Genomic DNA, 26225 nt, shown 5'->3' with positions numbered 1-26225 from the left:
TAACATCCTAATGAAAAATAGAGTAATTTTAGCCAGAAATTTATGGATTTAATACATATATAAATTTTGGCAAAAAATTTACGAAAAAGGTATGATTAAATAGTTGAAAAAGAGGAATCATAAAATTAAATAATGAAGCAGGGAAATCGATTAAAAAAATCATAGAAAATAAAGAAATTAAAAGAATAAGTAAAATTAATCAGTATTAAAAAATGATTGATTCTATCTTTTGTAGATTAGTGCAAATAAGTTTATAAATTCGATTTTTGCTTTTCCAACTGCTCGATTTCATGCAATATTTTTTGTTCTTCTTCAGCACTTAAAGAGCCTTCCATCATTCGACGTTCTAATATTGCAATTTTCTTATCAATCTGTGCAACATTAACAGAATGATGGAATTTAGAACGGCGTTTACTTGATTCACGAAAATTTCTTTTTCCCTTTTTTTTATTAGTATTTTTAGGAGAATCATTAAAAAGCGCTCGTGCTTCTTCAAGAGACATTTTTTTACGTTTCTGTGGAGCCATGATTACTGAGCTTTCCGTTAAAGATATGGAAACTAACCTTACAAAATTTAAAAAAATTCCTCTTTCCTATGCAATAAGTTGAAATATTACAAAAATAATTATTTAAACGCATACTTTCTTTAGGTTGAGCAGAACTCATGAAATTCTCTTTTGCACGATATCTGATAGGAATTGGTATTCTTTTACTGATAATTACTGTTGGAGCTTTAACTATTTTTCGCGAAGGATATCTCCGACTTGAAGATCAAATCGATTCATCTGCCCAATATTTAGATGATCCTACAATTTATTCTATAAAAAAAAAAGGAGATATGCTTTTTATTGTAGAAGGTTCCATGGGACTAGAGATTTTAAACATTTCAAGCTATGATCAACCAAAGAAAATCTCTCATTTCTCTTATGATCGTGGTTTTAATTTCTTAACTGTTAATGATACTTTTCTCTATTTAATTAATGATTTAAATCAGATAGTTATTTTAAATGCATCAAATCCAAAAAATCCTGAATATATTACTACTTATTCTCCGCTATTTACTTCGTTTGATCGTATTTATATTTCAGGAAAAAATGGAATTGCCTTTACTGATAAAGGAACAATAGTAATAATTGATTTTTCGGATTTTTCTTCCATAACTGAATATAATTTCTTAAAAACTAATGAGAAATTTGATGAAATCGCAATTTTGAATAATTTATTGATTGGATTAAAAAAAGATGCTGGTATTTCTATATTCAATATGAGTTCTTTTGAATCTGTTCAAAAACTAAGTGAAATCAATGCATCCATTTCTAATTTTAAAGAAATAATAGGAATACCAAAACAAAATTTACTTTGTGTACATTTAGATACAAATTTTCTGATATATGATTTAACAGAACCAATAAACCCTCAAATAATACTAAATATCTCTGATTCTGATGAATCACCAGTATTTTCTCAGATTCAAGCGACTTCAACTAAAATTTTTTTTGTTAATCAATCTGATGGAGGAATTTGGTCGGCAAATATTACTGATTTACTGAGTGGAAAAGAAAAATCCTTCTATAGATTTTATGCTCATATTCCAATTGAAAAAAATCATATAAAATTGTTTGAAAATTTGCTAATTTTTTTCAATCCTAAAGAATTGAATATAGACCTTATTTCATTTGATGCTAATTTTCCCTTTAATTTTCAATATCATAATTCAATTTATTTAGGATTTGGTCAAGTAAACGATGTTATTGTATCAAATTCTCTTGTATTTTATTCAGAAGGAAACAAAGGAATTAAAATTGCGAATTTTTCTGAAAATAAACCATTAAATGAAATAGCTAATTTTTCAAATTTAGGGTATTATACTCGGATTTTTCATTATCAAAATTATATTTTTGCTCAAAATTCTCTTAATACTCTAGAATTGATTGATATTTCAAATACATCTCATCCAATTCTTAAGCGCACATTGACTATTCCAGCAGACCAAATAACTGATTTGGTATTTTTTCAATCGTGGGCTTTTTTTTCGACAGGTTATGATGGAATTTTCATTTATAACCTATCAAATCCTGAATCACCTCAATTATGGGGAAATATTAGCACAATAGGAGCAATTTTTGATTTAGAGATTGATAATAACTATCTTTTTGCAGCAGCTGGTGATTTAGGTATAAAGATTTTTGAGATCAAAAACATTAGCAATATATCTCAAATTGCTGTTTATATAGACAATATTTGTAAAAAAGGAGTTACTAATCTGCTACTAGCAAATAACAATATATTTGCTTATGGTACTTTTTCAGGAGTAGTAATTATTGGCGTAGATCATCCAATTAATCCTGTTTATCTTAATTATTATAATCCCGAATATGGATATGTTTCTTGTCTTTCAGTTGAAAAAGGATCAGCATATATTGGATATGAAACAGGATATGTAGAATTTGCCAATATTACAATGATTAATGATATTTATTCAATTAAGGTTTTTAAAACAAAAGATATGGTCTCATCTATTTATATATTACCAGATTATATTATAGTTGCTAACAATTACCATGGATTACTGTTTCTTCGAAGATCTTTTACTTATTCTCCTTCTTTAATTGGAAGTATCATTATTTCAATTACATTTAGTCTTGGAATGATCATGATGGCAATTGGAATGTTTATTCTCTATAGAACTAGAGATTTACGATATAAATTAGATGAATTAATGAAAAATTATCGATATACCCTACATGGGATTCCTCGTGAACGCCTACTAGAAGTATGCCGTATTATCATTCCATTTTTAGAGAAATTTGATTTTACCAAGTACAGTACGGATATAATTTTAGAAATTGATCAAATTATTCAAGAAGGATTTATAGAAGAAGAAAATAATCCACGCCTTAATGAAAAATTGGATGAATTATTTCATTATTATGAAAATTCGACATTATTATTAGCAAGTCAGATTTGCCAAGGTAAAAATTTATCTGAAAAAGAAATGGAAAGGATACTACACGAAGGTAGTTTTCAAGAACGTCAAATCTTGGAGAATGTACTCCCATCCCACCATTTTTTGATTTATGGTCTTAATAGAAAATTAAAAATAACAAATCGCGAAGGTTTTGACATTTTTCGCTAATATAATGCATATATGGTGTTGTAACATGAATTTTTATTTAGAAATATAGACAATATTTGATTAGAATAAAAAATTATTTGATATAATTAAAGAAGTAATTTAGTATATAAACTATAAATTCTCAGGTGAAATAATTGGAAGTGAAACGCTCCAATCGATTTGCAACAATAGATTTCCTACGCGGAATAGCGATTTGGATGATGCTTCTGCTTCATCTATTGATGCGAGTCTATGATAGGTCATGGGTTGATGATCCAACTCAAATGGCGCAAGCGCGTGTAATTGTCATAGTGATTTTAGTTTTTGCATTATATTTAGGTGGATGGTGCGGTTTTTTTTTACTCATCTCTTCTATTGGAAATATGATCTCTATGCAGAAGCAACTAGCTCGTGGTAAAACAGTGGGTGAACTGGTGCTCAAACAAGTAATTGGTGGATTTATTCTCTTATTCTTCGCTTTTCTAACTGAATCGATAATTGGATATCATGCATGGTTAGGAGAATTACCTTGGGGAACAGAACCATTAATTGACCATCTTTACAGGGCATTTCATATGGAGACTATACACACAGTTGCGTGGTGTGTTATAATCAATGGAATTGTTCAAGGTTTTCTTTCAATGAATGGTGGGTATAAAAAAATTAGACGTAATATGTTAATTTATGCAATTTTATCAATAATAATTATTGCAGCGACTCCATTAGTATGGAATTTTGCTTCTAGAATAATCCCCGGATATCCATTTGCACAGCCAGATGGACGACCTTATATTGTTCAATATCCAATAATTGGTCAGAGTACAATAGGAGATTATATTAAACTATTCTTTTTGTTACCATTAGCGGGTCATCCAGAACCAATCTTTCCATTTTTATCTGTTTCCTTTATTGGAAGTATTATTGGATTATTATTAACTGAAGAACATCCTTCTATTAAATTATTGTTTTATGGAATAATTATAAGTGGATTGGCAGTTTTAGTAGGAATTGGAGGCTTCGGTTATGCTATTGCAATTGGACAACAAGATATTGGTAATTTTCTCGGTAATACTTGGAATATTCCTGGATTAGATTCATGGCTTTGGTGGTTCTTAATTTTAACAGGAAGTCAAGTCTTTAGTACTCTAATAATACTTCGAATGATCGAATTTCGCGGAAAAGCGGTACCTTTTGCAAAGAAAACAACATATTTTCGAAGATTTGGCTTAATTGCATTTTCAGTTTACAATTTCCAATTTATTGACTTTATCCCTCGATATATACTCACGAAAATAACAGGAATCGATGCATTACATTCTCGGGTTAATGGTAATTTATGTTTAATTTTAATGGTAGGAGTATTTCTGACTTGGGCAATTGTAATGTGGTTATGGGAAAAAGTAAATTACATTGGTGGCATGGAATGGATGATTTCAGTAATTGCTAAGTTGATCTTACCGGGAAAAGTGAAATCTAAGAGCACGCAAGCAAATCAAGTCCAAGAACAAGATAATTTTTCTCAAAATCAAAAGAGAGTCCACAAAACACCATGGTGGAAAACTGATAGAATTAATATACAAGGAACTCTGTATGATGCAAATTTTATAAATATTGTACCCCCAGAAAAAGTAGATCATAAGAATTTGAAGGATTCGAAATTAGCATTTCAAATTTCGCTTCTCAGCCCATTTCTTTTGATTGGAAGCATATTTGCTTTAGATATTGCGATTGAATCTATTGCCATAGAAGGTAAAAACAAGTACAATAAATGGGCAATAGCATTATCTATCTTAGGTATTGTGATTTTTATAGCGGGATTTATTTCCCTCACATTTATGTCTGGGTTGGCACTGTAAATTAATCCACACTAATCTATACGAATAATTATTTGTTTCAAATTGTATTTTTTACTTTTTTCTGATAAAAATAACTTTATGAATTTTCCATTCCACAATCTTTTTGGGCAAACTACAAATAATTTTATAATTGCCTTCAAAATTTTTGGCAAGAATTATTGGTGTTAATTTAAATGGAAAAGAATAGTAAGAAAACAATCAATTTTATGGAATATAGGGTAATTCTATGCAAGTATAACGAATTAGTATTAAAATCCTCCGCATATCAAACTCAACTACTAACTATATTAATAAATTCCATTAAAAAGATATGTAAACGTGAAAATCTGACATTACAATCCATTATTAATTTACCTGGTCGAATTTTGTGTTTTTTCCCATCTCAAGAGATTTATAAAGCAACTTTAGTATTTAAATATATTATTGGAATTCAATCTTTTGCCCCAGCCATCTCTTCAGCTCGTAAATTGGCGATCCTTTCTCAAAAATGCATCGATTATCTTTTAAAATTATATCATATTCATCCTTTTTCGAGTGTTATGATTGTATTTAAAGGAAATAAGAATCTTATTAAAAATTTCACTGCATTTTCAATTGAATTAAGGCAAATTCTTGAAATGTATTTCCAAAGGACCAATGTACCTATAAATCAGATTAATTTTTCAGAAAATTCTCCTGATATCATTTTGAAGGTTGATTTAAGGAAGAAAGGAATATATTTATATCACCTTGAATATCCAACGCATTTTGCAGGGTTTCCTATTGAATCAAAAAAAGCATTTCTTTTACCATGGACAAATTCTCCTGAAGAATTTCTTGCTGCAATGTTAATAATTAGGAGGGGGGCAATTGTTGTTCCAATTTCAATCATTCCGTTTGATATTCAATCGAATCATGAGACAAAAAAATATTATCAATGTAATGGTTATAAATTAAATAAATCTATTGAAAAAAATCTATTGTGCGAAATTTCAAAATATTATGCAGATCCCATACCTTGGTTAAAAATTCCAAAAAATGAAATAAATAAAATCAGAATGATTGATAACTTGCCAAAATACACACAGTGGTTAATATTTTTAGAAAAATTATGTTTTCTAAGTATAGAACGCGCTTTTATTCACATGGGAAATCGTAATCTTCATTTTAAAGGGATAATACTACCAAATTTCGTCAATCCAGAAAGTACTACTGAGAGTCATCAATTTCCAATCTTGAATATTCCTGTATTTTATCCTTTAATGGGAATTCCTTATAAAACAATCGAGAAGGTATTTCAAAATTATGAAAAAAATCCATGCAATTTTTCATTTCATAGAATAATTTCACAAAAAGAATGGAAACCTTCAATTTCTTCACCAACAAGAAAGGTTGAATTAGATATTCCAAGTAGAGACATCAATTTGCAACTCAAAATGCAACTAGATTCTCATAATCATGATATAAAAGCATTTGATTTAGTGATTTCAAAGATCAGTTCAAATTTGCAAGTGGAACTCATTAAAGAAAATATACTGAAGGAAAGTACGTGATAGAGAATTAATAAAATATTTTTGAATGAATATGCAATACAAAAAAAAATAATCAAAGAAATATATCAAATAGTGTCTGAAAAGATGATTTGAAGTCTTTTTCTTTCAAATTCTATATTTTTTTTTATAATTATGAATTTGATTTCAATAATCTTGGTTTTAAGCCTAATTTCTAACTGAATGGTATATTTCATTTTTGGGCCAACCAATAATTTATAGGTGAGAAATTAGATCTTCTTCTTAACCTTTTAGGGTTATGGAGTTGAAAAAATGAAGCGAAGAAATTTATCACTTCTTATAGGATTTGTTCTCTCCTTTTCGATGTTCTTTATCGGAACACCAACTTTTCTTGGAAACGGGACTGAAAGCACGTCAATTATTCCTGTTCATGCAGGAGGTTCCAGTATTTCAAGCATTGGTGTAGTGGAAGGAGATATTCTCTATTATCATTTTATGAATGAATATAGCGATCCTAGTGAAGAACAGAATAATGACGACATCAATAATGGTATACTCAAAGTAGAGGTTAAAGAGATCAACACAAGCAAAAATATGATCTATTATGACTTCTACCTTGCAAATAAAAGTGAAAATGATATCGAATGGCATTGGGATTATATGAATGCTATAATGGAAAATGATTCAGAACGCTGGTTGGTTGATGATTTTAGTTATAGCGCATTTAATCATTCTATTGTATTTCCCAATAATATAACTGATATGCAAGCAGTAAATGCCACTGAAAACATTGATCAATTACTTATGGATACTTTTAACGCAACTCTGATATATTCAGAATATTCAGATGCTGCAAGTGAATGGAACACTGTTTACTTTGAAATTTATCCTAATGATAATACAACTAAGGTCTCAGTAACTGCATATATTAATAAAACTACAGGATTAATGACTTATTACGAAGAAACAGAAGGAAATCATACAACAATATTAGAACTTGTAGGATTTGATCTTTTATCGTATAATTTTGAAATTCCTGATAGTTTTGGTGTTGTTCCAGGCGATTGGGTAGATCGATTTGTACCAGAACGAAGGGATAATAACGATGGAAGTGATGAGAAACATGCATTTTATCCAGATTGGTTGGAGCCAAATGATAATTTTTATGACTCATTTGATCTAAATATGGAATTTGGTGCTGGAGCAGGTGTATGGCATGAACTAAATACATTTGAAAATGATGACTATTATCAGTTTCATGCTAATAGTGGAGATAATATTGAGGTCTATGTTAACTATGAACCTTATGCAGATGTTGTTCTATATACAATTGATTCACTTAATGGATCTGTTATTGAACAAACAATTGGAGAACAAGATAGTGGATGGGAAAGCATCACTTGGACAGCTGCTTATACTGGAATGTACTTCATTAAAATAAATGGTTCAACTGGATTCTATGGAGATATTTATGAATTTGGGATAATCATCAATGGTGATTGGGACGTTCCACATTATGGCACTGAAGAATCTCCTAATTATGATGACCATAATACTGATAATGGTGTTTGGGTTCATGAAACTGTTGAATTTGTGTTTACCAATCCCTATACACAAGAAGATGTGATTATTGTCAACAATGGAATCTATAAATTACCAACAATGTTGTCAGAAGATTGTATAAATATTGAGTTAATGCGTGTTGTAGCCCGTGTACCTACAGATAATCCTAATATTGCATTAGGAGAAGGTTGGTTCCATAAAGATGTTGATTTTTCAACAAATGATTTCCTAAATTGGTTTGATTTAAACTTTATACAAGGAGATAATGATCTTAACCTTACTTCATACACAATAACAAGCGATACAAACTGGGTCAAGGTGGTTGGTATATTGAATGGAACAGCAGATAAATATTATTTCTTCGCTCAAAAGTTACCCGGTTTAGGAACAGTTCAGTTTTACACATCATACATTGAATCTGCTGATAACCCAGAACGAAAATACCTCGATATGAGTATGGCTATCGATTGTTCTGTTTCTGGAGTAATTAAAGAATCAGATCCAACTTTAGGTGTCTCTGAAGGTGATTGGTGGACTTATATAATACAGAGTGAGTCACGATATGATGAATGGGGTCCAGATTTCAATAATAATTATTATGATGAGAGTGTAATAATGGCAACATTTACTGTGACACATATCTTTGCATTGAATCTTACCACAATGGGTGTTGTCGGAAGTATGGAAATTCAGATCATTCATAATGATGGATCGATTGAACCTGAAATGCATGTTGAAAATTTCGCACCATTATTGGTTTATGATACAAATAATCCCGTCTCGTTCTTAACAATGGGTGGTTTAGGTCAATTAGATGGCCCTCCTGTTTTATTACCACAAGTTGCAGATTGGACCACACAAGAAACAGCAATGCTTAATATGCTTAATAATATGCCAAACGGCCCTGGTATGCCCATAGCATATAAATTCCAAGAGAGTACTATTAGATTCCGATTTGATGGTCATTTTGATGATACATGGTCTCAAGATGGAGGAATAGTTACAGCACATCGAGATTGGCAACAAAATGTAGTCTTGGATGTAAATGACTATGGAATGACAACATATCTAAAACAAGAGCAACATGCCCATGAAGAGTGGAATTATGTCAATGGAGGAGAAAGTGTATATGGGGGTAAAAATAACGATGAAAGATTCGTTGCCTTCATGATAAATGGTTCAAAAGGATGCGAGTATGAATCAGATATAAGTTCGATTACTGATTTACAACCTCTAGACACTTTAGTTTGGGAACGAAGTGAATTCCGACCTGCAGGAGAATGGGGTCCTGATGATCCTGGAAGTGACCCAGCAGATAAAGCTTTTGAGAAATTTATCATTGGAAATATTGTTAAAACTTGTGATAACTACGTAGTCTTCTTAGGGGCTCAATTCTGGAAAGGCCCAGGTGAATCAGTCTTTCATCCTCGTGAATGGAACTTAGAAACTCCTGAAGGAGATCCAATTACAGGAAACTATTGGTTTTTAGGTTCTATTCGTAAAAATGATATATGGACTTGGATTGAATCCAATATTTTCGATATGAGTATAACTGATTTTGCTCCACATGTCAATGATATTGTAGAAATATTAAATTATGCATTCGCTCCTAAAATGCATATTACTTCCGCTGATATAACTACAGATGGAAGATCTTTTACAGTTAATGCAATGGATGGAACAATTAAACATGTATTCAGACTTGCTGTTAATAATAAAGGTATAATGCAGGATATGCTTATGGGTGAATATAATACATCAACGAACACTTGGATTAGATGGGAGCGTAATGTCTTGGTAGAAGCACCAACTGGATATGAAGTGGGAGAATTCTTCATGGATGACATTCCGCCTAATTATGTACCTTCTTCAGCTTATAATGCCCCTACAAATACAACCACAGATGATACAACCACAGATGATACCAGTACGGATGATACAACCACAGATGATACAGCAACAGATGATACAGCTCCAGCAAATCCTTTCGAAAATATTCCTGGATACACCACTAGCGCTGTTTTAATTTTCTCATTAATCGGTGTCGTGGCTCTTACTTTGAGAAAAAAAAGATAAATCCATAAGTCTATAGAAACGCCACTTTTTTCTTTTTATTTTTTTTTATGACCTTTTAAATTAACCTTTGTCATTTAATTCCAATGTCGTTTATGGTGCGAATAAGTTTTGTCATCAGTCAAATAGAAGAAAAAGATTACAGTGAAACTCATGCTTTTTTTTAATTTAGCTTTTTTAAATTGTAACAATTTTTCTTTATTTTGCATTTTTCTTGATTTCTAATTTTTAATAAAATCATCATCAACGAATTCTTTTGAAGATGAGAGATTTATGTGTAAATTAATATTAATTATGTGACATTTTTCCGTCATTTGATAATCCTTTTTTGTAATATTACGACGCATTACAAACATTTAATTATCATTTTACATTTATTCATTTGTTGTTTTTTTTAAATAATTATTCATATGTCTTTAATTTTCAAGGCTAAGGTGAAAAAAATGAAAGAAACAGATGTTCTTGTGATAGGCGGTGGTCCTGCGGCTGTGATCACTTCAGTGGTTGCAGCTCAAATGCATCCAAATAAGAAAATAATAACTGTTCGAAATTTTCCCACAGTTCCCATTCCTTGTGCAATTCCATACAGTTTTGGACAGCTTCAAGGGATTGACAACAATTTAATGCCCGATAAAGGCTATCATGCCAATCATATTGAGTTGATCATCGATGAAGCCATAAACGGTGATCGAACTGAAAAAGTAATTGAATTAAAATCAGGTGAAAAGATTAAATACGATAAGTTAGTTCTTGCAACGGGTTCAAAACCTATTATTCCAACCTTTATTCCAGGATATGACAAACCTCATGTATACATTGTTTCTAAAGATAATGAATATTTAAAAGAAGTGTATAATGCCAGCAAAACAGCAAATAAAATTGTAATAATTGGAGCAGGATTTATCGGAATGGAATTTGCAGATGAATTCCTTCGACTAAATAAAGATATCACTATTGTTGAAATGCTTGATCATGTTCTCGGCAATTCATTTGATATGGAGTTTAGTAACCAAGTTGCTGAGAAATTTACAGAAGCTGGAGTAAAAGTATTAACTGGAAAGAAAGTAATCGCAATTGATGATAATTATGTCCAATTAGAATCTGGTGAAAAAATTAATGCAGATATGGTATTAGTTGCAATTGGAGCAGTACCAAATACAGATTTAGCATCAAAGCTTGGCTTGAAACTAGAGGAAAAAGGAATCTGGGTTGATGAATATTTACGAACTTCTGATGATGACATCTTAGCTGTAGGAGATTGCGCTTCAAAAATCGATTTTTTCACCAGAAGACCCACATATGTAATGTTGGCATCGACTGCTTGTGCAGAAGCACGGATAGCAGGTGCAAATCTTTTTGGATTGCAAGTTGTTCGTGAAAACAAGGGCACAATAGGTGTTTTCTCAACTAATCTTCAAGGTCTTACATTAGCTACAGCTGGTCTTACAGAAAATATTGCGCGAAAATCTGGTTTTGAAGTAATTACAGCAACAACGACCTCACCTAATCGACATCCAGGGAAGTTTGGCGATACCTCAAAAATTACAGTTAAATTGATCTTTGCAAAAACATGCGGTAATTTACTTGGAGGGCAGATAATTTCGGGTGGAAAATCAGTAGCAGAGATGATTAATGCGATTGCAGTAGCGATTCAACAGAAAATGACTGTTACTGAATTGTTTACATTGCAATTTGGAACACATCCATTAGTCACATCGGCACCAACAACTTATCCTCTGATTACTGCCGCCCAAGCGGTTCTTATGAAGTTAAAGCATGAGAAATAAGAAAAAAGCACGCTTAGTTTCAAATATACTAATCTACATACAAATATACTATTTTTTTTCGTTATTCTTTGAATCTTTCTTATTTTCATAATATATTATCTTAAAGATTTTGGTAAATTTTATTACCTTAAATGGACGTCTTATTTTTATTTTACCATGTAATAAAGCTTTGACGGGATTGACTTTTCCTACAGCAAGCTTTAAGAAGGTGGTTATATCTGTGGTGATACGAGCTTTTATTTTTTGTTTTACTGGTTTAAGTTCATCTGGTTTATTTTTTACCTGTTCTACAGATATAACACCATTTTTTATTCGAACTATTGCAGAGCGCCTATCATCAACAGCAATTAACAACACATTTAATTTCTGATTTCCAAATTCTTGTTTAAATCTTTCGGAATTGTTAAGTATTTTGACTTGATTCCAGATGATTGAGGGAAATCCCCTTAATTTTTTCCTTTTTTCATCTTTAACTGTCGAACTTTCATCTTTATTTATCTTTTGAGAAGAATCTTTTGCGGATACATCTGAACTTGGTTCCATAAAAAAAAGAATTTTTATAGCCAAATAAAATTTCTTAGAAGTATGCTATTTACTGTTAATAAAAAAAAAAAAAATATCTTTTGAAAAGGATATTTATTGGTAGATATATTTAAATGGTTAAGGATAATTTAATGAATAATATTAATCAAATTGAGAGTTATGAAGAAAATAATCCACCCGATATCTCAATAGATGAATTTTTATCTCTTCTGCATCATTATTGGAAAGATCTTCAAAAACAAGATATAAAATTCCATTATCATGGTACCTACAACGTATTTTTCATCCAGATAAATGATAAATCAGAATACATTCTTCGTATTTCTGATCAAGATCTCCGAAATTTTAATGGAGTTGCGCTCTTGCATTCTGAAAAAGAAGTACTTAAGACTCTTCAGAAAGTGTGGTTAAAATTTAAAAGTCAAACTTATTCGCACTTATTCAGACAGCAACCACTTGAAAATATTATTACCTCAACCTCTCTATACTCATCTTGAACTTCCAATCCCTTATATGCTATATCCAAAAATTCAAAGAATTTCACTCAACCAAGTATTTTTCAGCCTTTCTGATTTTCAAATGCAAAATATTGCTCGTGAAATCCGTCAATTCTTAGATTTTTTACATTCTCCTGAATTATATAGTATTTTTCAATCACACTTTTCTCAACAAATATCTTTTTCACCATATAGATATTTGCATTTTTGGGAAAAAAAATATGAATTCATACAAGAAAAGATATATCCTATCTTAACAACGGAAGAAAAATCATGGTTATCACATCTCTTTGAAGATTTCTTGAATCACACCGAGTATTTTAGATTTCATCCTACAATAACCCACAACGATTTCGACACCAGTAACATTCTTATTTCGCAAGATTTTGAACATGTATCAGGGATCATCGATTTTGAAGAATGTGCAGTAGGAGATCCTGCTGCAGATCTACTTTTTTATAGAGAAGGAAAAGGCTTTCAAGAAACTATAAGGAGGGGAAGCAGTCGCGTTAAATATGATTCTTATTTAGAAAAACGTTGTAAATTCCTTTACTGTCGCACTTGTATCCCTTATTTAGAATGGGGGTTGGAACACGAAAGAACAACTATGATAAATTACGGAAAAAGAAGATTACACTTTCTTATGAGCAAATTTTAAATATCTATTTCAATTCATACCAAAATTTTAAATTATTAAATAATCACAATGAAAATAATGAAAGTATAAAAAATCCAGATAATAATGAGACGAGATGGCATTTGAATTCAACATTCAGCGACCTTACAAACGAGATAAGCTCCCTCAGAAACAACTTGAAAATAATGATTTTTTCCCTGCTTTTAAAAGAGGATTTCAAAATAATAACCCGAAAAAGGAATTTTTAATAGTTTCACTAGTTGTGGCCATAATATTTTGGATTATGATGAATCTCTTTTTTTCTAATTTCTGGAACTCTCACTCAAAATTTAATTTCGTTTTTCTGGTATATATTGCTTTTTTAGCTTTTATGCTCATTCTGGTGTATTATTCAGAACAAAACAAAGAGAACAAGAACACACTACACACAATGTTCTACTCAGTGTTGGAACGACAATATTCATCTCAATTAATTGATTCAAATCAAAATACTTTAGACTTTTCTTCTGCAAAACAATTGCAATCTTTTCCTAATTTTTGCCCACATTGTGGAGTTCGAATAAGTAATTATTCATATTTGGAAAATCCAGATGAACCACCAAAATTTTGCCCTTTTTGTGGAGAATCTCTTTAATATTCATTATTAAAACATAAATAAAAGTGCTCAACAGAGAATTTTTATTGAGCATCTGGTATCTATTATGTACAGAAGTTAGAATAGAGAATAAAGAGAAAAAGAAATTCATCACAAAAGGTGTGTTTATGAAATCACATAAATCATTAAATTTAACAAATTTACCAGAATGGCAGGATTTGCAAAAACATTATGAACAAATCAAAGATTTACATTTGCGTTATTTATTCGCCCAAGATTCAAAACGAGCTCAAAAATTTTCCATTCGTGCAGGAGATTTATTAGTAGATTTTTCCAAACATCGTATTAACGAAGAAACACTTAAATTACTCTTGAAATTAGCAGATCGATGTAATTTAAAACAAGAAATCGAAAAAATGTTTACAGGAGAAAAAATAAATTGCACAGAACATCGTGCAGTGTTGCATGTTGCTCTCAGAAATTTGGCAGGAAACCCAATTTTTGTAGATGGCAAGGATGTGATGCCTGAAGTTAAACGAGTTTTGAATCAGATGAAACACTTTGCGACACAAATCCGTTCTGGTGAATGGAAGGGTTTTTCTGGAAAATCAATATCTAATATAGTAAATATCGGTATAGGAGGCTCAGATCTTGGCCCAAAGATGGTAACTAAAGCATTAACACCATATCATCAGCGTTCTCTTCATTTTTTTTTCGTTTCTAATGTAGATGGAACCCACATTTCCGAAACACTACGCAACTTAAATCCAGAAGAAACATTATTCATCATTGCCTCAAAATCTTTCACAACTCAAGAAACAATGACAAATGCTAATACAGCGAAAGACTGGATCGTAAATTATTTCAAAAACAATGAAGCAGTAGCCAGACATTTTGTGGCTATTTCTACAAATTTAACTGGTGTCTCAGAATTTGGTATTAATCCCGAGAATATGTTTGAATTTTGGGATTGGGTTGGCGGTCGCTATTCGTTAACATCTGCCATCGGTCTTTCCATTATGATTGCCATTGGACCTGAGAATCATCACAAATTGTTAGAAGGTTTTCATGCAATGGATCAACACTTTCGCACAACACCATTTGATCACAATATTCCTGTAATATTAGCCCTTTTGGGTATTTGGTATAATAACTTTTTCCATGCAGAAACGCATGCAATTTTACCTTATTCCCAATATTTGGAAGATTTCCCACGCTATTTCCAGCAAGGAGATATGGAATCAAATGGAAAATCGGTGGACAGAGAAGGTAATTATATAAATTACCAAACCGGGCCGATAATTTGGGGAGAACCAGGTACCAATGGACAACATGCTTTTTATCAGTTGATTCATCAAGGGACCAAATTAATCCCTTGTGATTTTATCGGATTTGCAAATTCCCACAACCCAATAGGTGATCATCACATAAAATTGATGGCAAACTTCTTTGCGCAACCTGAAGCCTTAGCATTCGGAAAGACTGCAGATGATTTAACCAAAGAAGGAATTCCACAAGATTTAATTCCACATAAAACATTTAAAGGAAACCGCCCAACAACATCTATTTTGGCGCCAAAACTGACCCCATACGTCTTAGGACAACTGATTGCTATGTATGAACATAAAATTTTCGTACAAGGAGTGATTTGGAACATTTTTTCGTTCGATCAATGGGGTGTTCAGTTAGGAAAAGTTTTAGCCAAACAGATTTTACCAGAATTAACCTCAACAGACCCACCATCGCATGATAATTCCACCAATCAGCTAATTGAACATTTCCGAAAGTTTTTTCAAATTTAAAATGAAATTGGACAGATTACCAATTTCAACATTTTATTCGAGGCAAAAAAATTGTATATCGGAGTAAAAGATCAAAAAATTGTGTTTATGCAGATGGAATTGGGGGATTTTTTTAACAAAACCACTAAAAAAATCTTCGATCTAAAAAAACCTAAGGATTATCGAAAAGCATCTATAGTTTTGAAGCCAAAAGGATTAACCAGATTCAATAAAAGACGAAAAAGAGAATTGAGGGCAAAAATTAAAGAACAATTTCAACCCCGTTTTATTACAGTGATAAATAAAGAAAATCCTACAATCACTATTACTACGAATTTAAATAAAGAAATTGAGCAGAAAAGAAAAGCAAAGAAGAAAATTGAAAAAATAGAAAGAATGAAAAAGAGAATTAAGAAAAATCAAAAAATTAACCAAGATAATAGATCTAATTCACAATATCGGGATCTTTTAGCTTTTTCTTTTTCAAAATCTATATCAACTATTTCTTTACAGTCAACACCATTGCATAAATCAGAAGAAACTAACAAAAAACAAGAGAAACCAACCCAAGTCACCCAAAAAGAAATAGAAGAACAAAAAAAGCCGCTAAAACTTTCATCTCCCATTGAATATACAATACCAGATAATATAATTAGAAAATTTGGTCACACAGGAGACATTCCTATTCCATGTCCCTATTGCAATGAAGAAATTTGGTTCTTTCCTGAAGATCTAGATAGTATTCATTTCCATTCTACCAGACTTTGTGATTGTGGAGCAATTGTGCGAATTTCTACGAGAGAATATTATAAGAAAATATTCTCAAATCTTTTTAATAAAGATAAATCTCAAGAAAAAAATTTAGACCTTGAAATTCTAGCCACAACATTGCATGATAATGAAGGAAATACAATATACAGTTATGGATTCAAACCAACAGAGTGAATTGCCAAATAAAAATTTTAGAATTAGACTTTATCGCCATCCTTGGATAGACCAAGTAAATTTTTCAGCCAAATTCATCCGAATTTCAACTTTATTCGCAAAAGTAAACCCTGTGATAAGAGAATGAGCACGATTATCTTTTAATTTTTCATGATTTTTTATGGGTCGATGAATAACATCTAAAGGTTGAACAGAACGAACCTGAAACACCTCGCTCTGAATAACACCATAATTTGTTGATTCTTTTTCACCACGTTTAAGGGTTTCTTCAGCTGTTGAATAACGATCCCAATCTACAGAAACACCATCCCATTTTGCAAGATATTCTTCTTTCCAAGATTTTTTAGGTTCATTGAAAACATTTTGAGGTACTTTTTGCATATTGGGGAATTGTGAATCATTTATAACAAAATTCTTATGGATTCTTCGAAAAATAAAATTATCATCTGGAATTATCTCAGTTTCCCATTCTTCACAATTATTCATTAGTAAATCCCCAAAAATTTAATTAGAATTGTCAAAAACTTTAGAAATCCAATCAATAATTGAACTTTCAATAGCACTTTCAGATTCAATTTTTAAAATGTTTTTAAGAAAAGGGCTTTTTCCTACAGCAATAATAAGGTCAGATGATGATACATGAATTACCAAAAATATACTAGAATTTCGCCAAGTAATGTCAATTGTGCCATCTGAAACAGGAAAAAGTGAAGGAACTGGAAGAAAATATAATAATTGCAATAGATTTTGATTAATTATCTCTAAATATATGTGAAAGATGATTTTTTTGGTTAATATGAAAATTTTTGTATCAAATGCTGGTGCGCCTTGTTCATCCCAATTTTTTTTTAATTGTTTAAGATTTTCAATATTTTTTGACACATGGAGATTTACTTCATATAGACGATGATTATAATAATTAATATCTTCTTGAAAATCAGAAATATCATTGGATTGTTCCCAAGAAGGAAAAATGGGATATTGTTGATAACTCTTAAAAGAATATTCAGAGCCAGAGTCAGTATATAACATATTAAACCAATTTATCTTTTTATAGGCGATAAAATTATCTTGAATCTTTGAATTTACATTTTTTTTAAGATCAAGCATCATATTTCATCTCCTTGCGTAAATTATCAGTTATAAGTGATTCAAATTCATTAATTATATTTGTATGTAGTATTTCAAGCCTTTCTTCAAAGAACCTTGGTTGGACTTTTAATGCAAAGGAATCAAAATCAAGGAAAAATAAATCAAATTGCTGTTTATCAGGTTTGCTATATTGAAATGCATATTGAATTGTTAAAATTGTATTATCTGTACATTTTTTTCGTATTCGAATTCGATTTTCGACTAAATGTTCGATAGGATATTTTTCTATATTAAAAATAGGAATAAAAAGTGATTTAAAGGATGAACTATCAATATTATTAAGAAACTCCTTCTTATTTATATATCTTAAACCAATTCTCTCAAATCGAGGAATTAGCCATATTTTCTTAAAATTATCAATTAAGCTAATTATTTTTGATTTAAATCCAATTTTTCTTTGATGATTTTCCCATGAAAGGTAATTGGATATTTTTAAAGTGATTTTATTTGAAAAAATACTTATTTCATCTTCGTCATCATTTGAAAACCGCCAAATTATTTCAGATTCGCGAGGTATATCACTTATATCACCCATTCTTCCACTTTCTGAAATTAGAAGAAATTGTGATGCAAAAACTTTATGAGCGTATGGATATTGATCTTGGATTACTTCTTGAAATTCTGCAATTTTTTTTTTTATATTCAATATCAAAGGATAACGAGCTTCAAAAATAACTTCATGCAATATTGATTTTTGATAAACAAAATTTGATTCTTTGCTCATTACTCATAACCTTCCTTAATGAAATATATTAAATTTAGGAAGAAAAAGGTTTTGCATTATTATTTTTAAAAACTAATTTGCACTATTAATATGCAATAATATTTTTTAAAATATAAAAGAGTCAAAGACTATTGTAAATAAAATAAGGAGATATGGAGCCAGGTATGAGATTTGCACTCATGTAAAGAGGATATCCGCAATACATACACGTATCCTGCAGTCCCCCGCCTTAACTACTTGGCTAACCTGGCTTGTAATTAAAAAAGTTTGAAACCCGTACTGATACAAAGTGGCGTGAATTTAAAATTTTATGAATTTGATGCTTGATAATATACTAATCGACATTAAATTTCACAGAGCGTAAACTTCAATTAAGATATCGTACTAATCCACCTAATGATAACCATCTATGACGATCTTATAAACGATTTTCGGGAATTTCACCCAATTCGCAACGGTTTCGTCACTATGTATGTTTGCGGGATTACAGCTTACGATTCACCCCATATTGGGCATGCAAGGTCTGCTGTAGCATTTGATATAATTCGTCGATATTTAGAATTCCACGGCTATGAAGTGAAGTATGTGATGAATTATACAGATGTGGACGATAAAATGATTCAACGAGCAAACGAAGCGGGAACAACCATTTATGAAATTGCTGAAAAATACATTCAAGAATATGAACGCATGCAAAAAGCACTTAGAATAAAGATACCTACAGTTCGACCCCGTGCCACACAAGAAATTCCTGATATGATAAAAATGATCCAAATTTTAGAAGGAAAAGGATATACATACGTTTCTGAAGGTAGCGTTTATTTTGATACATCAAAAATGGAAGGATATAAATCGCTGTTTCGAAAAAAAGAAGTGGAAGGGGATGAATCTGAATTTACACAATCAGAATTTGCCGAACAAAAGCGAAATATTGAAGATTTTGTACTTTGGAAAAAGGAGAAACCAGGAGAACCATCATGGGATTCTCCATGGGGTAAAGGTCGACCAGGATGGCACCTTGAATGTTCAGTAATGGCTCAGAAATATTTGGGCTCAACTATTGATATTCATGGCGGAGGTAAAGATCTTAAGCGCCCTCATCACCAAAATGAGATTGCCCAATCAGAATGTGCAAACAACCAGAAATTCGTCAATTATTGGATGCATAACGGCTTTTTAAACATTAATAACGAAAAGATGTCAAAATCATTGGGAAATTTTATTCCATTAATGGAGATGCTTGAAAAATTCCCTGGAACTTTAATCCGTTATTATTTTGCCACATCTTACTATAAACGACCTATGGATTTCAGCATGGATAAGTTGGAAGAAGCAAAGAAAAATTTGGAGAAGATCCAAAAATTCTATCAACAATTGAAATCATATCCAAATATAAAAGATCTTCCTGGAGATGATCCAGAATTAGTCCTTCAACAAGAGGAGTTAAAAAAATTTGAGGATAATTTCCTCGAAGCTATGGATTATGATTTTAACACAGCAAAGGCTATGGGATTTTTCTTTTCCATGATGAACTTCTTCCAAAGAAAGATAATAAACGCGGGAAAAGTATTAAATACAAGTGTTCAAGAAGATTTAATCCGATTTTTAAATGATATCGACCAATTTTTTCAATTTATAGTTGTTGAAGATCAATCCAGAACCGAATCTTCAAAATGGAAAGATAAAATGGATGAATTAGTCGAGAGTATTCTGCAATTACGTAAAACAATGAAAAAGGAAAAAAAATATGATATTGCAGATAAATTGCGCGATCTGTTAATAAAAAATAATATAAAAGTCGATGACAAGGGTATGGATTACAGTTGGGAATATTTAAACTAATTCGCACTAATCTACATTAAATGATATTAAACTTATTCGCAGTCCTTTTTTCTTTATTCTACTTTTTCTCTTTAATCAATCATTTATTCCTTATTGAATCATTTACTGGATATAAATAAAATCTATAACTGAATGACATATGATATCACTTTTTAGATTTCTTTTTCGATTTCTTTTTCGATTTGGATTCATTAAATAACCGTTTAGCTTCTTCTAATTTTATTTTAGCTTCTTCATTGGATGGTGAAATATCCAACACTTTTTTAAAACTTAAAATTGCAGGTTCATACCGTCCTAATTCAATATTTATCAAACCAATAAAGAACCATGGTTCTGTGGCATCTTCCTTTAGTTTTAATGAATGTATGAAAAAATCTCTTGCCTTATCAAATTTCTTTTCTTTAAAATACACTTTTCCATATGATATATCGCTTAAATAGCGCTCGTTTATAGCTTGCTTTTTTTCTTCCTCTTTTTTGTAATCAAATTTAATTGGTTTTTTCTTTAGTAAATTCTCTTGCAAATTTTTACGATAGACTAAAAATGCTAAAAGGAGAAGTATAAAGAAAGGAACCATTAAATTTCCTAATGTAGATATTAGCAAAGAAAGCAGTAGAAATAACAACGATAAACCCAATAAAGATAAGGCAATAATTTTATTCTGCTTTGAAGTTAAATAAATTCGAATTTGACGATAAATAATCCATAGTAAAATTCCACCTAAAAGGCTAATTACATTTATCCAATTAAAAGTACTAAAATCGATGAAAATCATAAAGCTCATAAAAAATAATGATGGTTAAACTAAAAATTTGGCTAAATTATAAGAATGATTTTGGGGCAAAGATGAAATATATTTAATCATTATCAAATCAGAATTCATAAAATCGAACAAAATTCTTATAAGGATCAGTTGCAGATATTATTACTAATGAGTTGTTGAGGGAAAAACGTGGCGATCGCATACTATTTGAACGATGATACTGATACTCCCGCCCACATGCAGACAGTTGAAGGTATATTTAAACGCTTTCATAGCTCATCGGAGGGACTATCAACAGAAACAGCAAATTTACGTTTAAAGAAGGCGGGATCGAATAAAATACCCAAGCGAAAAAAAAGTTTTTATCAGAAATATATAAAACCTGTTGTAAATTTGATGATGTTGATTCTGTTTATTGCCGCACTGGTTCAAATTTTCTTTTATTACGAATATAATGAAGGATCACTATTTGGACCCGTGGTTATTATATTTATTTTACTTCTTAATTTAATTATCGGAATGCGACAACAATATAAAGCTGAAAAGACGTTGGATGCTTTAGAAAAATTAACTGCTTTCAAAGCCAAAGTATTAAGAGACGGACATATCATAGAGATATCTACAGATCGAATAGTTCCTGGAGATATTATGATTCTTTCTCAAGGAGATTTTATTTCAGCAGATGGCAGATTAATAGAAGTGAATGATTTTTCTGTAAATGAATCAATTCTGACAGGAGAAACAAATCCAGTAAACAAAATTGTAAAAAGATTGGATAAACGAGATTTGGCACTTCAAGAACAGATAAATATGGTATTTAATTCGACATTTGTTGCTTCAGGAAATGCAAAAGCAGTGATAACTGCAACAGGAATCCATACTGAAATCGGGAAAATATCGAAAGGTATTGTACAAAAAGAGAAACGAGACATTCCATTACAGCACCAAATGAACAAATTGGCAACAGGATTGGGTTTGCTTGTTTTAGTAATTATAGTTCTTTTGTTTTTAGTTCAATACTTGCAACACGGAGTAACAGATCTAATCTCTGAAATAAGTTGGTTGATATATTTAGCTGTAGCTGCGATTCCTCTTAATTTTCCGATTATTACAACATTAATTCTACTTACAGGGGTAATTCAACTAGCTCGAAAACAAGCAATTGTCAGAAACTTAAATTCTGTAGAAACTATGGGAAGATTAACCTATATCTGCACAGATAAAACTGGAACATTAACAAAAAATGAAATGACTGTTCAACAGATTTATCATGATGGCAAAATCTATCATGTTGATGGAATTGGTTATAAAGCAGAAGGAAAAATCACCTTAGATAAGAAACCTATCGATATTATGCAAAAGTTATATCTTTGGAAATTAATTAGTATTGGAGCAGTTAATAACAACGCACAATTTCAAGAAGAAACAATTAAACTCAAGAAAGGAAAAACATCTCAATTGAAAGTTCTTGGAATGCCAACTGAAGGTGCATTATTAATTCTAGCAGAAAAAGCAGGAATAAAACCAGAAGTAGAACGATCAAATCATGAAATGATCCGTGAAATTAGTTTTAGTTCAGAAAGAAAATGTATGACGAAGATAATAAAACAGGAAGATCAAGTTCAGGCAATAACCAAAGGCGCTGTTGAAGTTTTACTTTCCTTAAGTTCTTTTACAATTGTAAATGGAGAAATTCAACCTTTAACTGAAGATATAAGACAAGAAATTCTTAAATGGACCCAAAATTTCGCTAAAAGTGGATTACGAACTCTTGGTTTTGCCTATTCTACATTACATGCCACAATAAATTATAAAGAAATAGAACCTAAATTAGTAGAAAAAGATTTGATATTTCTTGGATTCGTTGGAATTTTAGATCCACCTCGTGAAGGTGTTCCAGAAGCAGTAAAAATATGCCAAGATGCAGGAATAAAAGTTGTAATGATAACTGGAGATCACCCAATGACTGCATTAGCAATCGCAAAGAAAACTAATATTTATCATGAAGGTGATTTAATCGCCAGTGGCCATGAGATTAGAAATATGGATATTGATGATATATTGAAAACTACTGTCTTTTCAAGAGTTGCACCAGAAGATAAAGAAATCATTGTAAAATCGCTTCAATCGAAAAATCAAATTGTTGCAATGACAGGTGATGGAGTAAATGATGCTTTAGCTCTTGAAAACGCAGATGTTGGAATTGCCATGGGATTAAAAGGAACTGATGTGGCGAAAAATGCTGCAGATTTAGTCCTTACAGATGATTCATTTAAGACTATTGAAACTGCACTTTATCATGGTCGGGGTTTGTATAATAATATTCGATCAACGATTGTATTTCTTTTAATAGTTGATTTGATGGAGTTATCAGTTTTAACCACAATTTCTTTATTATTTGGTGGAGAATTCCTAAACTCATTCCAATTATTAATCTTATATGCATCTATACACTTTTTCCCACCAATTGGATTAATTTTTGATAAATATTCTTTAGATTTAATGAAAGAGCCACCAAAAAAAGTTGGAGAGCCCCTTATCACGCGTTCTTATAAATTTATGATGTTTATTCAAATTATATTTATTGCTCTACTCCTTATCGGAATTTGGCATGCAGTTTATAAAGGAGTGTTACCACTAAATTCAGAGAATTTAACAGATGTAATATTTACAAATCCAATTACTAACGAAATTCATACGGGATACACGTATAGAGGAGATAGAATAATATATGAACCTGGTATCAACGATGATCTCTTTCGTTTATTTAAAGCGCAATCCATGTGTTTTATTTCACTATTTATGTGTGAAATTTGGGTAGCATTGGAATGTAATTCAAATAAACGGAGTCTATTTAAAAATCAATTCAATTTTGTAATGAATATTTTACTTTGGTTTTCTATTGCAATTCTTATCTTTTTAACTCAAAATCCAGTTGCACGTGCATACCTAAATATTGTACCTTTAAGTAAGATGGATTGGATTATAGCGATAGGATCTTCTTTTATATTTTTGTTTTTTGTTGAAATTATAAAAGCATTTTTACGGAAAAATCAAAAATAAAAGCATATACTCCAAATACTCCAACATCTTTTTTTTTCTTTATTCTTTTATCTGTCTTTTTGTTTTGGATAAATAGTATTCAAAAAAGAACAAAAAAAATTGCTACTAAAATAGAATATCAAATAGTGAAGTCCAGAAGAAAATCATTAAAATTCGTTTTTCAATTTCAGAAAAGTATCGAGCTGGAACGTTTTTTTTATATGATATATATTTTTCTTTGAATTTTGGAATTAAAATTTTTTGTTCTTCAACAACTCCATTAATAGATTGAATTATAACTAAAATTATCCCAATACTGAGAAAAATTAAAGATCCTGTAATACACCCAAAGAATAATCCATTTATCATAAACATTCCATACATTGGATGACGAACTTTCTCATAATATTTTTCAATAAGCAATTCATTAGGTAAACGGCTATTTTTATCAATTACAGATCTATTTTGCACAGAAATTCTAATTATTCGTAAATTTGCATAGATATAAAGGCTAATTGCTAAAATATATTGAAAAATATCCAATATAGTAAAATTAAGTTCATACCACCATTTTTTTTGCGGAAATGCAAGTTGATAAAAATTTTGGGTGAATATTGGAATTTGAGAAATTAAAATGAAAAATAACCCCACAATAAAACCGATAATTACAAATAACATAAGATTTTTTTTTTGAGAAGAAAAAAAATCTCTAATTTCATCTGAAAGATAAGATTTCATAGCAGATAGAGATAATATAAAATAGTATAAAAGATTTTTCAAATCTACATGAGTTTGAGCAAGAAGTGGTAAAAAATTTAACCGATTTTAAAAATGGATTTAGCAAAATTATAGTTCCCACACAATATCATAGTTGGAAAAAGTAGTGGCATTATAGTTGACTTTTTAGATAATTGCACTGATATCTGAGTCAATTAGTCGTTAAAACGTTAGTCTAGGGCGGGCAGATGTGAAATAGGTTTATAATCAAATCCAAAATGAATATAAAATTACAAAATAAGATATTTTAGCAGTTTTAGATTATACTACGAAAAGCATTCGTGAAGAGAAGATTTTTAGAATTGAAGCTTAATAGAAAAGATGATTGGGATGAATTTCAAATGAATACTTTTAGATAATCCTAGAAAATCTTTAATATTAAATCAATTGAAGGGCTTTTTTCATCAATTTTAAAGTTGATTTATCATATCTTTTTTCAATTTCCCATAATTTCCAACACTTATGAAATTTATTTTTCGTCAACTGATTCTCTTTAACTAAACGCAGGCAAAATGACCACAATTGAAATGTAGGTATTTTTAAAATTGTGCTCTGATAAAATAGATCCCGATCATCGGTGACTATGGTTACTTTATCTCTTAAGCCGATTATTACGAGATCTTGATCAGCAGAATCGAATGGTTCAAGCAGGTACTTTGATATTTTTGAATTTCTTTCTTCTTCAGTAAGAGGGATGAAAATAAAAGGGAAATTAAAGAAATTTTCCAGATTGTAATTTGAATATTCATTCATTAACTCATTGGTCCAAACAATTCTAAAATCTTCCAAAATTGGGCGTAAATCAACATGAAGTTTATTAAATATATTTCTAATTCGAAGAAGGGAACATGTATCAAAGGATAGCAACATTAAATTCAACCAATTGACTTTTTTTTATATTTATATTTTATTTAAATTTTTGTAGAACCTAAGTTTTTTGATCGATTTTTATCTTAGAAATTCTTCCCGTAAATGATTTTTATACATGAAAATTAGGACGATGTGAATAATTAGTTAAAAATTGATCTCAAATCTATTAATTT

At 30.5% G+C, this 26225-nt stretch carries 20 protein-coding genes; 12 read left to right on the top strand and 8 right to left on the bottom strand.

The window, feature by feature from the left end; genetic code table 11:
• Positions 1 to 251 precede the first annotated feature (251 nt).
• Positions 252 to 527: a hypothetical protein gene (locus ACXLDF_RS00310; protein WP_457556483.1), complete on the bottom strand. Its 276-nt coding sequence runs from the start codon at positions 525 to 527 to the stop codon at positions 252 to 254.
• A gap of 137 nt (positions 528 to 664) precedes the next feature.
• Here ACXLDF_RS00310 and ACXLDF_RS00305 point away from each other — a divergent pair, with 137 nt between their 5' ends.
• From ACXLDF_RS00305 to ACXLDF_RS00285, 5 genes are all read left to right on the top strand, one after another.
• Complete coding sequence (locus tag ACXLDF_RS00305) at positions 665 to 3136, top strand: LVIVD repeat-containing protein (RefSeq protein ID WP_457556482.1); 2472 nt, start codon at positions 665 to 667, stop codon at positions 3134 to 3136.
• Positions 3137 to 3270: 134 nt separating this feature from the next.
• The gene (locus tag ACXLDF_RS00300) at positions 3271 to 4971 is read left to right on the top strand and encodes a hypothetical protein (protein ID WP_457556481.1); all 1701 of its coding nucleotides are present in this window, start codon (positions 3271 to 3273) and stop codon (positions 4969 to 4971) included.
• A gap of 173 nt (positions 4972 to 5144) precedes the next feature.
• Complete coding sequence (locus ACXLDF_RS00295) at positions 5145 to 6503, top strand: tRNA sulfurtransferase (RefSeq protein WP_457556480.1); 1359 nt, start codon at positions 5145 to 5147, stop codon at positions 6501 to 6503.
• Between the two features lie 270 nt (positions 6504 to 6773).
• The gene (locus ACXLDF_RS00290) at positions 6774 to 10100 is read left to right on the top strand and encodes a hypothetical protein (protein ID WP_457556479.1); all 3327 of its coding nucleotides are present in this window, start codon (positions 6774 to 6776) and stop codon (positions 10098 to 10100) included.
• 440 nt (positions 10101 to 10540) lie between these two features.
• Positions 10541 to 11884 (top strand): FAD-dependent oxidoreductase, encoded by a 1344-nt coding sequence (locus tag ACXLDF_RS00285; RefSeq protein WP_457556478.1) that lies wholly within the window; start codon positions 10541 to 10543, stop codon positions 11882 to 11884.
• A gap of 48 nt (positions 11885 to 11932) precedes the next feature.
• Here the strand turns inward: ACXLDF_RS00285 and ACXLDF_RS00280 are convergent, their stop codons facing one another.
• A complete protein-coding gene (locus ACXLDF_RS00280) occupies positions 11933 to 12427 on the bottom strand; it encodes an SCP2 sterol-binding domain-containing protein (protein ID WP_457556477.1) in 495 nt (164 codons plus the stop codon).
• Positions 12428 to 12540: 113 nt separating this feature from the next.
• Here ACXLDF_RS00280 and ACXLDF_RS00275 point away from each other — a divergent pair, with 113 nt between their 5' ends.
• The 5 genes from ACXLDF_RS00275 to ACXLDF_RS00255 all read left to right on the top strand — a co-directional run bounded on the left by ACXLDF_RS00275 (position 12541) and on the right by ACXLDF_RS00255 (position 16882).
• A complete protein-coding gene (locus ACXLDF_RS00275) occupies positions 12541 to 12924 on the top strand; it encodes a hypothetical protein (protein WP_457556476.1) in 384 nt (127 codons plus the stop codon).
• Positions 12884 to 13582, top strand: a complete 699-nt coding sequence (locus ACXLDF_RS00270; RefSeq protein ID WP_457556475.1) for a phosphotransferase family protein — start codon at positions 12884 to 12886, stop codon at positions 13580 to 13582. Before ACXLDF_RS00275 ends, ACXLDF_RS00270 begins: the two co-directional genes overlap by 41 nt.
• Positions 13583 to 13676: 94 nt before the next feature.
• Positions 13677 to 14195: a hypothetical protein gene (locus ACXLDF_RS00265; protein ID WP_457556474.1), complete on the top strand. Its 519-nt coding sequence runs from the start codon at positions 13677 to 13679 to the stop codon at positions 14193 to 14195.
• Positions 14196 to 14323: 128 nt separating this feature from the next.
• On the top strand, positions 14324 to 15958 hold the full coding sequence (gene pgi, locus ACXLDF_RS00260) for a glucose-6-phosphate isomerase (protein WP_457556518.1): 1635 nt from the start codon (positions 14324 to 14326) through the stop codon (positions 15956 to 15958).
• 51 nt (positions 15959 to 16009) lie between these two features.
• Positions 16010 to 16882 (top strand): hypothetical protein, encoded by an 873-nt coding sequence (locus ACXLDF_RS00255; RefSeq protein WP_457556473.1) that lies wholly within the window; start codon positions 16010 to 16012, stop codon positions 16880 to 16882.
• Between the two features lie 30 nt (positions 16883 to 16912).
• Here the strand turns inward: ACXLDF_RS00255 and ACXLDF_RS00250 are convergent, their stop codons facing one another.
• Genes ACXLDF_RS00250 through ACXLDF_RS00240 form a run of 3 tightly spaced genes read right to left on the bottom strand, consistent with a single transcriptional unit; the run spans position 16913 to position 18758 of the window.
• Positions 16913 to 17368: a hypothetical protein gene (locus ACXLDF_RS00250; protein WP_457556472.1), complete on the bottom strand. Its 456-nt coding sequence runs from the start codon at positions 17366 to 17368 to the stop codon at positions 16913 to 16915.
• A gap of 18 nt (positions 17369 to 17386) precedes the next feature.
• Entirely contained in the window at positions 17387 to 17995 is a 609-nt protein-coding gene (locus ACXLDF_RS00245) for a hypothetical protein (RefSeq protein ID WP_457556471.1), read from the bottom strand.
• Complete coding sequence (locus tag ACXLDF_RS00240; RefSeq protein ID WP_457556470.1) at positions 17985 to 18758, bottom strand: TIGR04255 family protein; 774 nt, start codon at positions 18756 to 18758, stop codon at positions 17985 to 17987. Before ACXLDF_RS00240 ends, ACXLDF_RS00245 begins: the two co-directional genes overlap by 11 nt.
• Before the next feature lie 396 nt (positions 18759 to 19154).
• Here ACXLDF_RS00240 and cysS point away from each other — a divergent pair, with 396 nt between their 5' ends.
• The gene (gene cysS, locus ACXLDF_RS00235; protein ID WP_457556469.1) at positions 19155 to 20600 is read left to right on the top strand and encodes a cysteine--tRNA ligase; all 1446 of its coding nucleotides are present in this window, start codon (positions 19155 to 19157) and stop codon (positions 20598 to 20600) included.
• 145 nt (positions 20601 to 20745) lie between these two features.
• Here cysS and ACXLDF_RS00230 read toward each other — a convergent pair whose 3' ends face one another.
• A complete protein-coding gene (locus ACXLDF_RS00230) occupies positions 20746 to 21384 on the bottom strand; it encodes a tetratricopeptide repeat protein (protein WP_457556468.1) in 639 nt (212 codons plus the stop codon).
• 168 nt (positions 21385 to 21552) lie between these two features.
• Between ACXLDF_RS00230 and ACXLDF_RS00225 the strand changes: the two genes are divergently transcribed.
• Positions 21553 to 24426: a cation-translocating P-type ATPase gene (locus ACXLDF_RS00225; protein ID WP_457556467.1), complete on the top strand. Its 2874-nt coding sequence runs from the start codon at positions 21553 to 21555 to the stop codon at positions 24424 to 24426.
• A gap of 105 nt (positions 24427 to 24531) precedes the next feature.
• Here the strand turns inward: ACXLDF_RS00225 and ACXLDF_RS00220 are convergent, their stop codons facing one another.
• Together ACXLDF_RS00220 and ACXLDF_RS00215 are read right to left on the bottom strand one after the other, a co-directional pair.
• The gene (locus tag ACXLDF_RS00220; protein ID WP_457556466.1) at positions 24532 to 25143 is read right to left on the bottom strand and encodes a methyltransferase family protein; all 612 of its coding nucleotides are present in this window, start codon (positions 25141 to 25143) and stop codon (positions 24532 to 24534) included.
• Positions 25144 to 25560: 417 nt separating this feature from the next.
• On the bottom strand, positions 25561 to 26052 hold the full coding sequence (locus tag ACXLDF_RS00215) for a hypothetical protein (protein ID WP_457556465.1): 492 nt from the start codon (positions 26050 to 26052) through the stop codon (positions 25561 to 25563).
• Positions 26053 to 26225: the final 173 nt, after the last annotated feature.

Source organism: Candidatus Harpocratesius sp., assembly GCF_054039255.1.
Note: the sequence above shows the minus strand (reverse complement) of the source record. Positions and strands in the feature narration are given on the sequence as shown.

Bases quoted from the DNA above. Each gene is read 5' to 3' on its own strand.
- ACXLDF_RS00310 (WP_457556483.1), bottom strand. From the start codon at position 527: ATGGCTCCACAGAAACGTAAAAAAATGTCTCTTGAAGAAGCACGAGCG.
- ACXLDF_RS00305 (WP_457556482.1), top strand. From the start codon at position 665: ATGAAATTCTCTTTTGCACGATATCTGATAGGAATTGGTATTCTTTTA.
- ACXLDF_RS00295 (WP_457556480.1), top strand. From the start codon at position 5,145: ATGGAAAAGAATAGTAAGAAAACAATCAATTTTATGGAATATAGGGTA.
- ACXLDF_RS00290 (WP_457556479.1), top strand. From the start codon at position 6,774: ATGAAGCGAAGAAATTTATCACTTCTTATAGGATTTGTTCTCTCCTTT.
- ACXLDF_RS00285 (WP_457556478.1), top strand. From the start codon at position 10,541: ATGAAAGAAACAGATGTTCTTGTGATAGGCGGTGGTCCTGCGGCTGTG.
- ACXLDF_RS00280 (WP_457556477.1), bottom strand. From the start codon at position 12,427: ATGGAACCAAGTTCAGATGTATCCGCAAAAGATTCTTCTCAAAAGATA.
- ACXLDF_RS00275 (WP_457556476.1), top strand. From the start codon at position 12,541: ATGGTTAAGGATAATTTAATGAATAATATTAATCAAATTGAGAGTTAT.
- ACXLDF_RS00265 (WP_457556474.1), top strand. From the start codon at position 13,677: ATGGCATTTGAATTCAACATTCAGCGACCTTACAAACGAGATAAGCTC.
- pgi (WP_457556518.1), top strand. From the start codon at position 14,324: ATGAAATCACATAAATCATTAAATTTAACAAATTTACCAGAATGGCAG.
- ACXLDF_RS00250 (WP_457556472.1), bottom strand. From the start codon at position 17,368: ATGAATAATTGTGAAGAATGGGAAACTGAGATAATTCCAGATGATAAT.
- ACXLDF_RS00245 (WP_457556471.1), bottom strand. From the start codon at position 17,995: ATGATGCTTGATCTTAAAAAAAATGTAAATTCAAAGATTCAAGATAAT.
- ACXLDF_RS00240 (WP_457556470.1), bottom strand. From the start codon at position 18,758: ATGAGCAAAGAATCAAATTTTGTTTATCAAAAATCAATATTGCATGAA.
- cysS (WP_457556469.1), top strand. From the start codon at position 19,155: ATGATAACCATCTATGACGATCTTATAAACGATTTTCGGGAATTTCAC.
- ACXLDF_RS00230 (WP_457556468.1), bottom strand. From the start codon at position 21,384: ATGAGCTTTATGATTTTCATCGATTTTAGTACTTTTAATTGGATAAAT.
- ACXLDF_RS00220 (WP_457556466.1), bottom strand. From the start codon at position 25,143: ATGAAATCTTATCTTTCAGATGAAATTAGAGATTTTTTTTCTTCTCAA.
- ACXLDF_RS00215 (WP_457556465.1), bottom strand. From the start codon at position 26,052: ATGTTGCTATCCTTTGATACATGTTCCCTTCTTCGAATTAGAAATATA.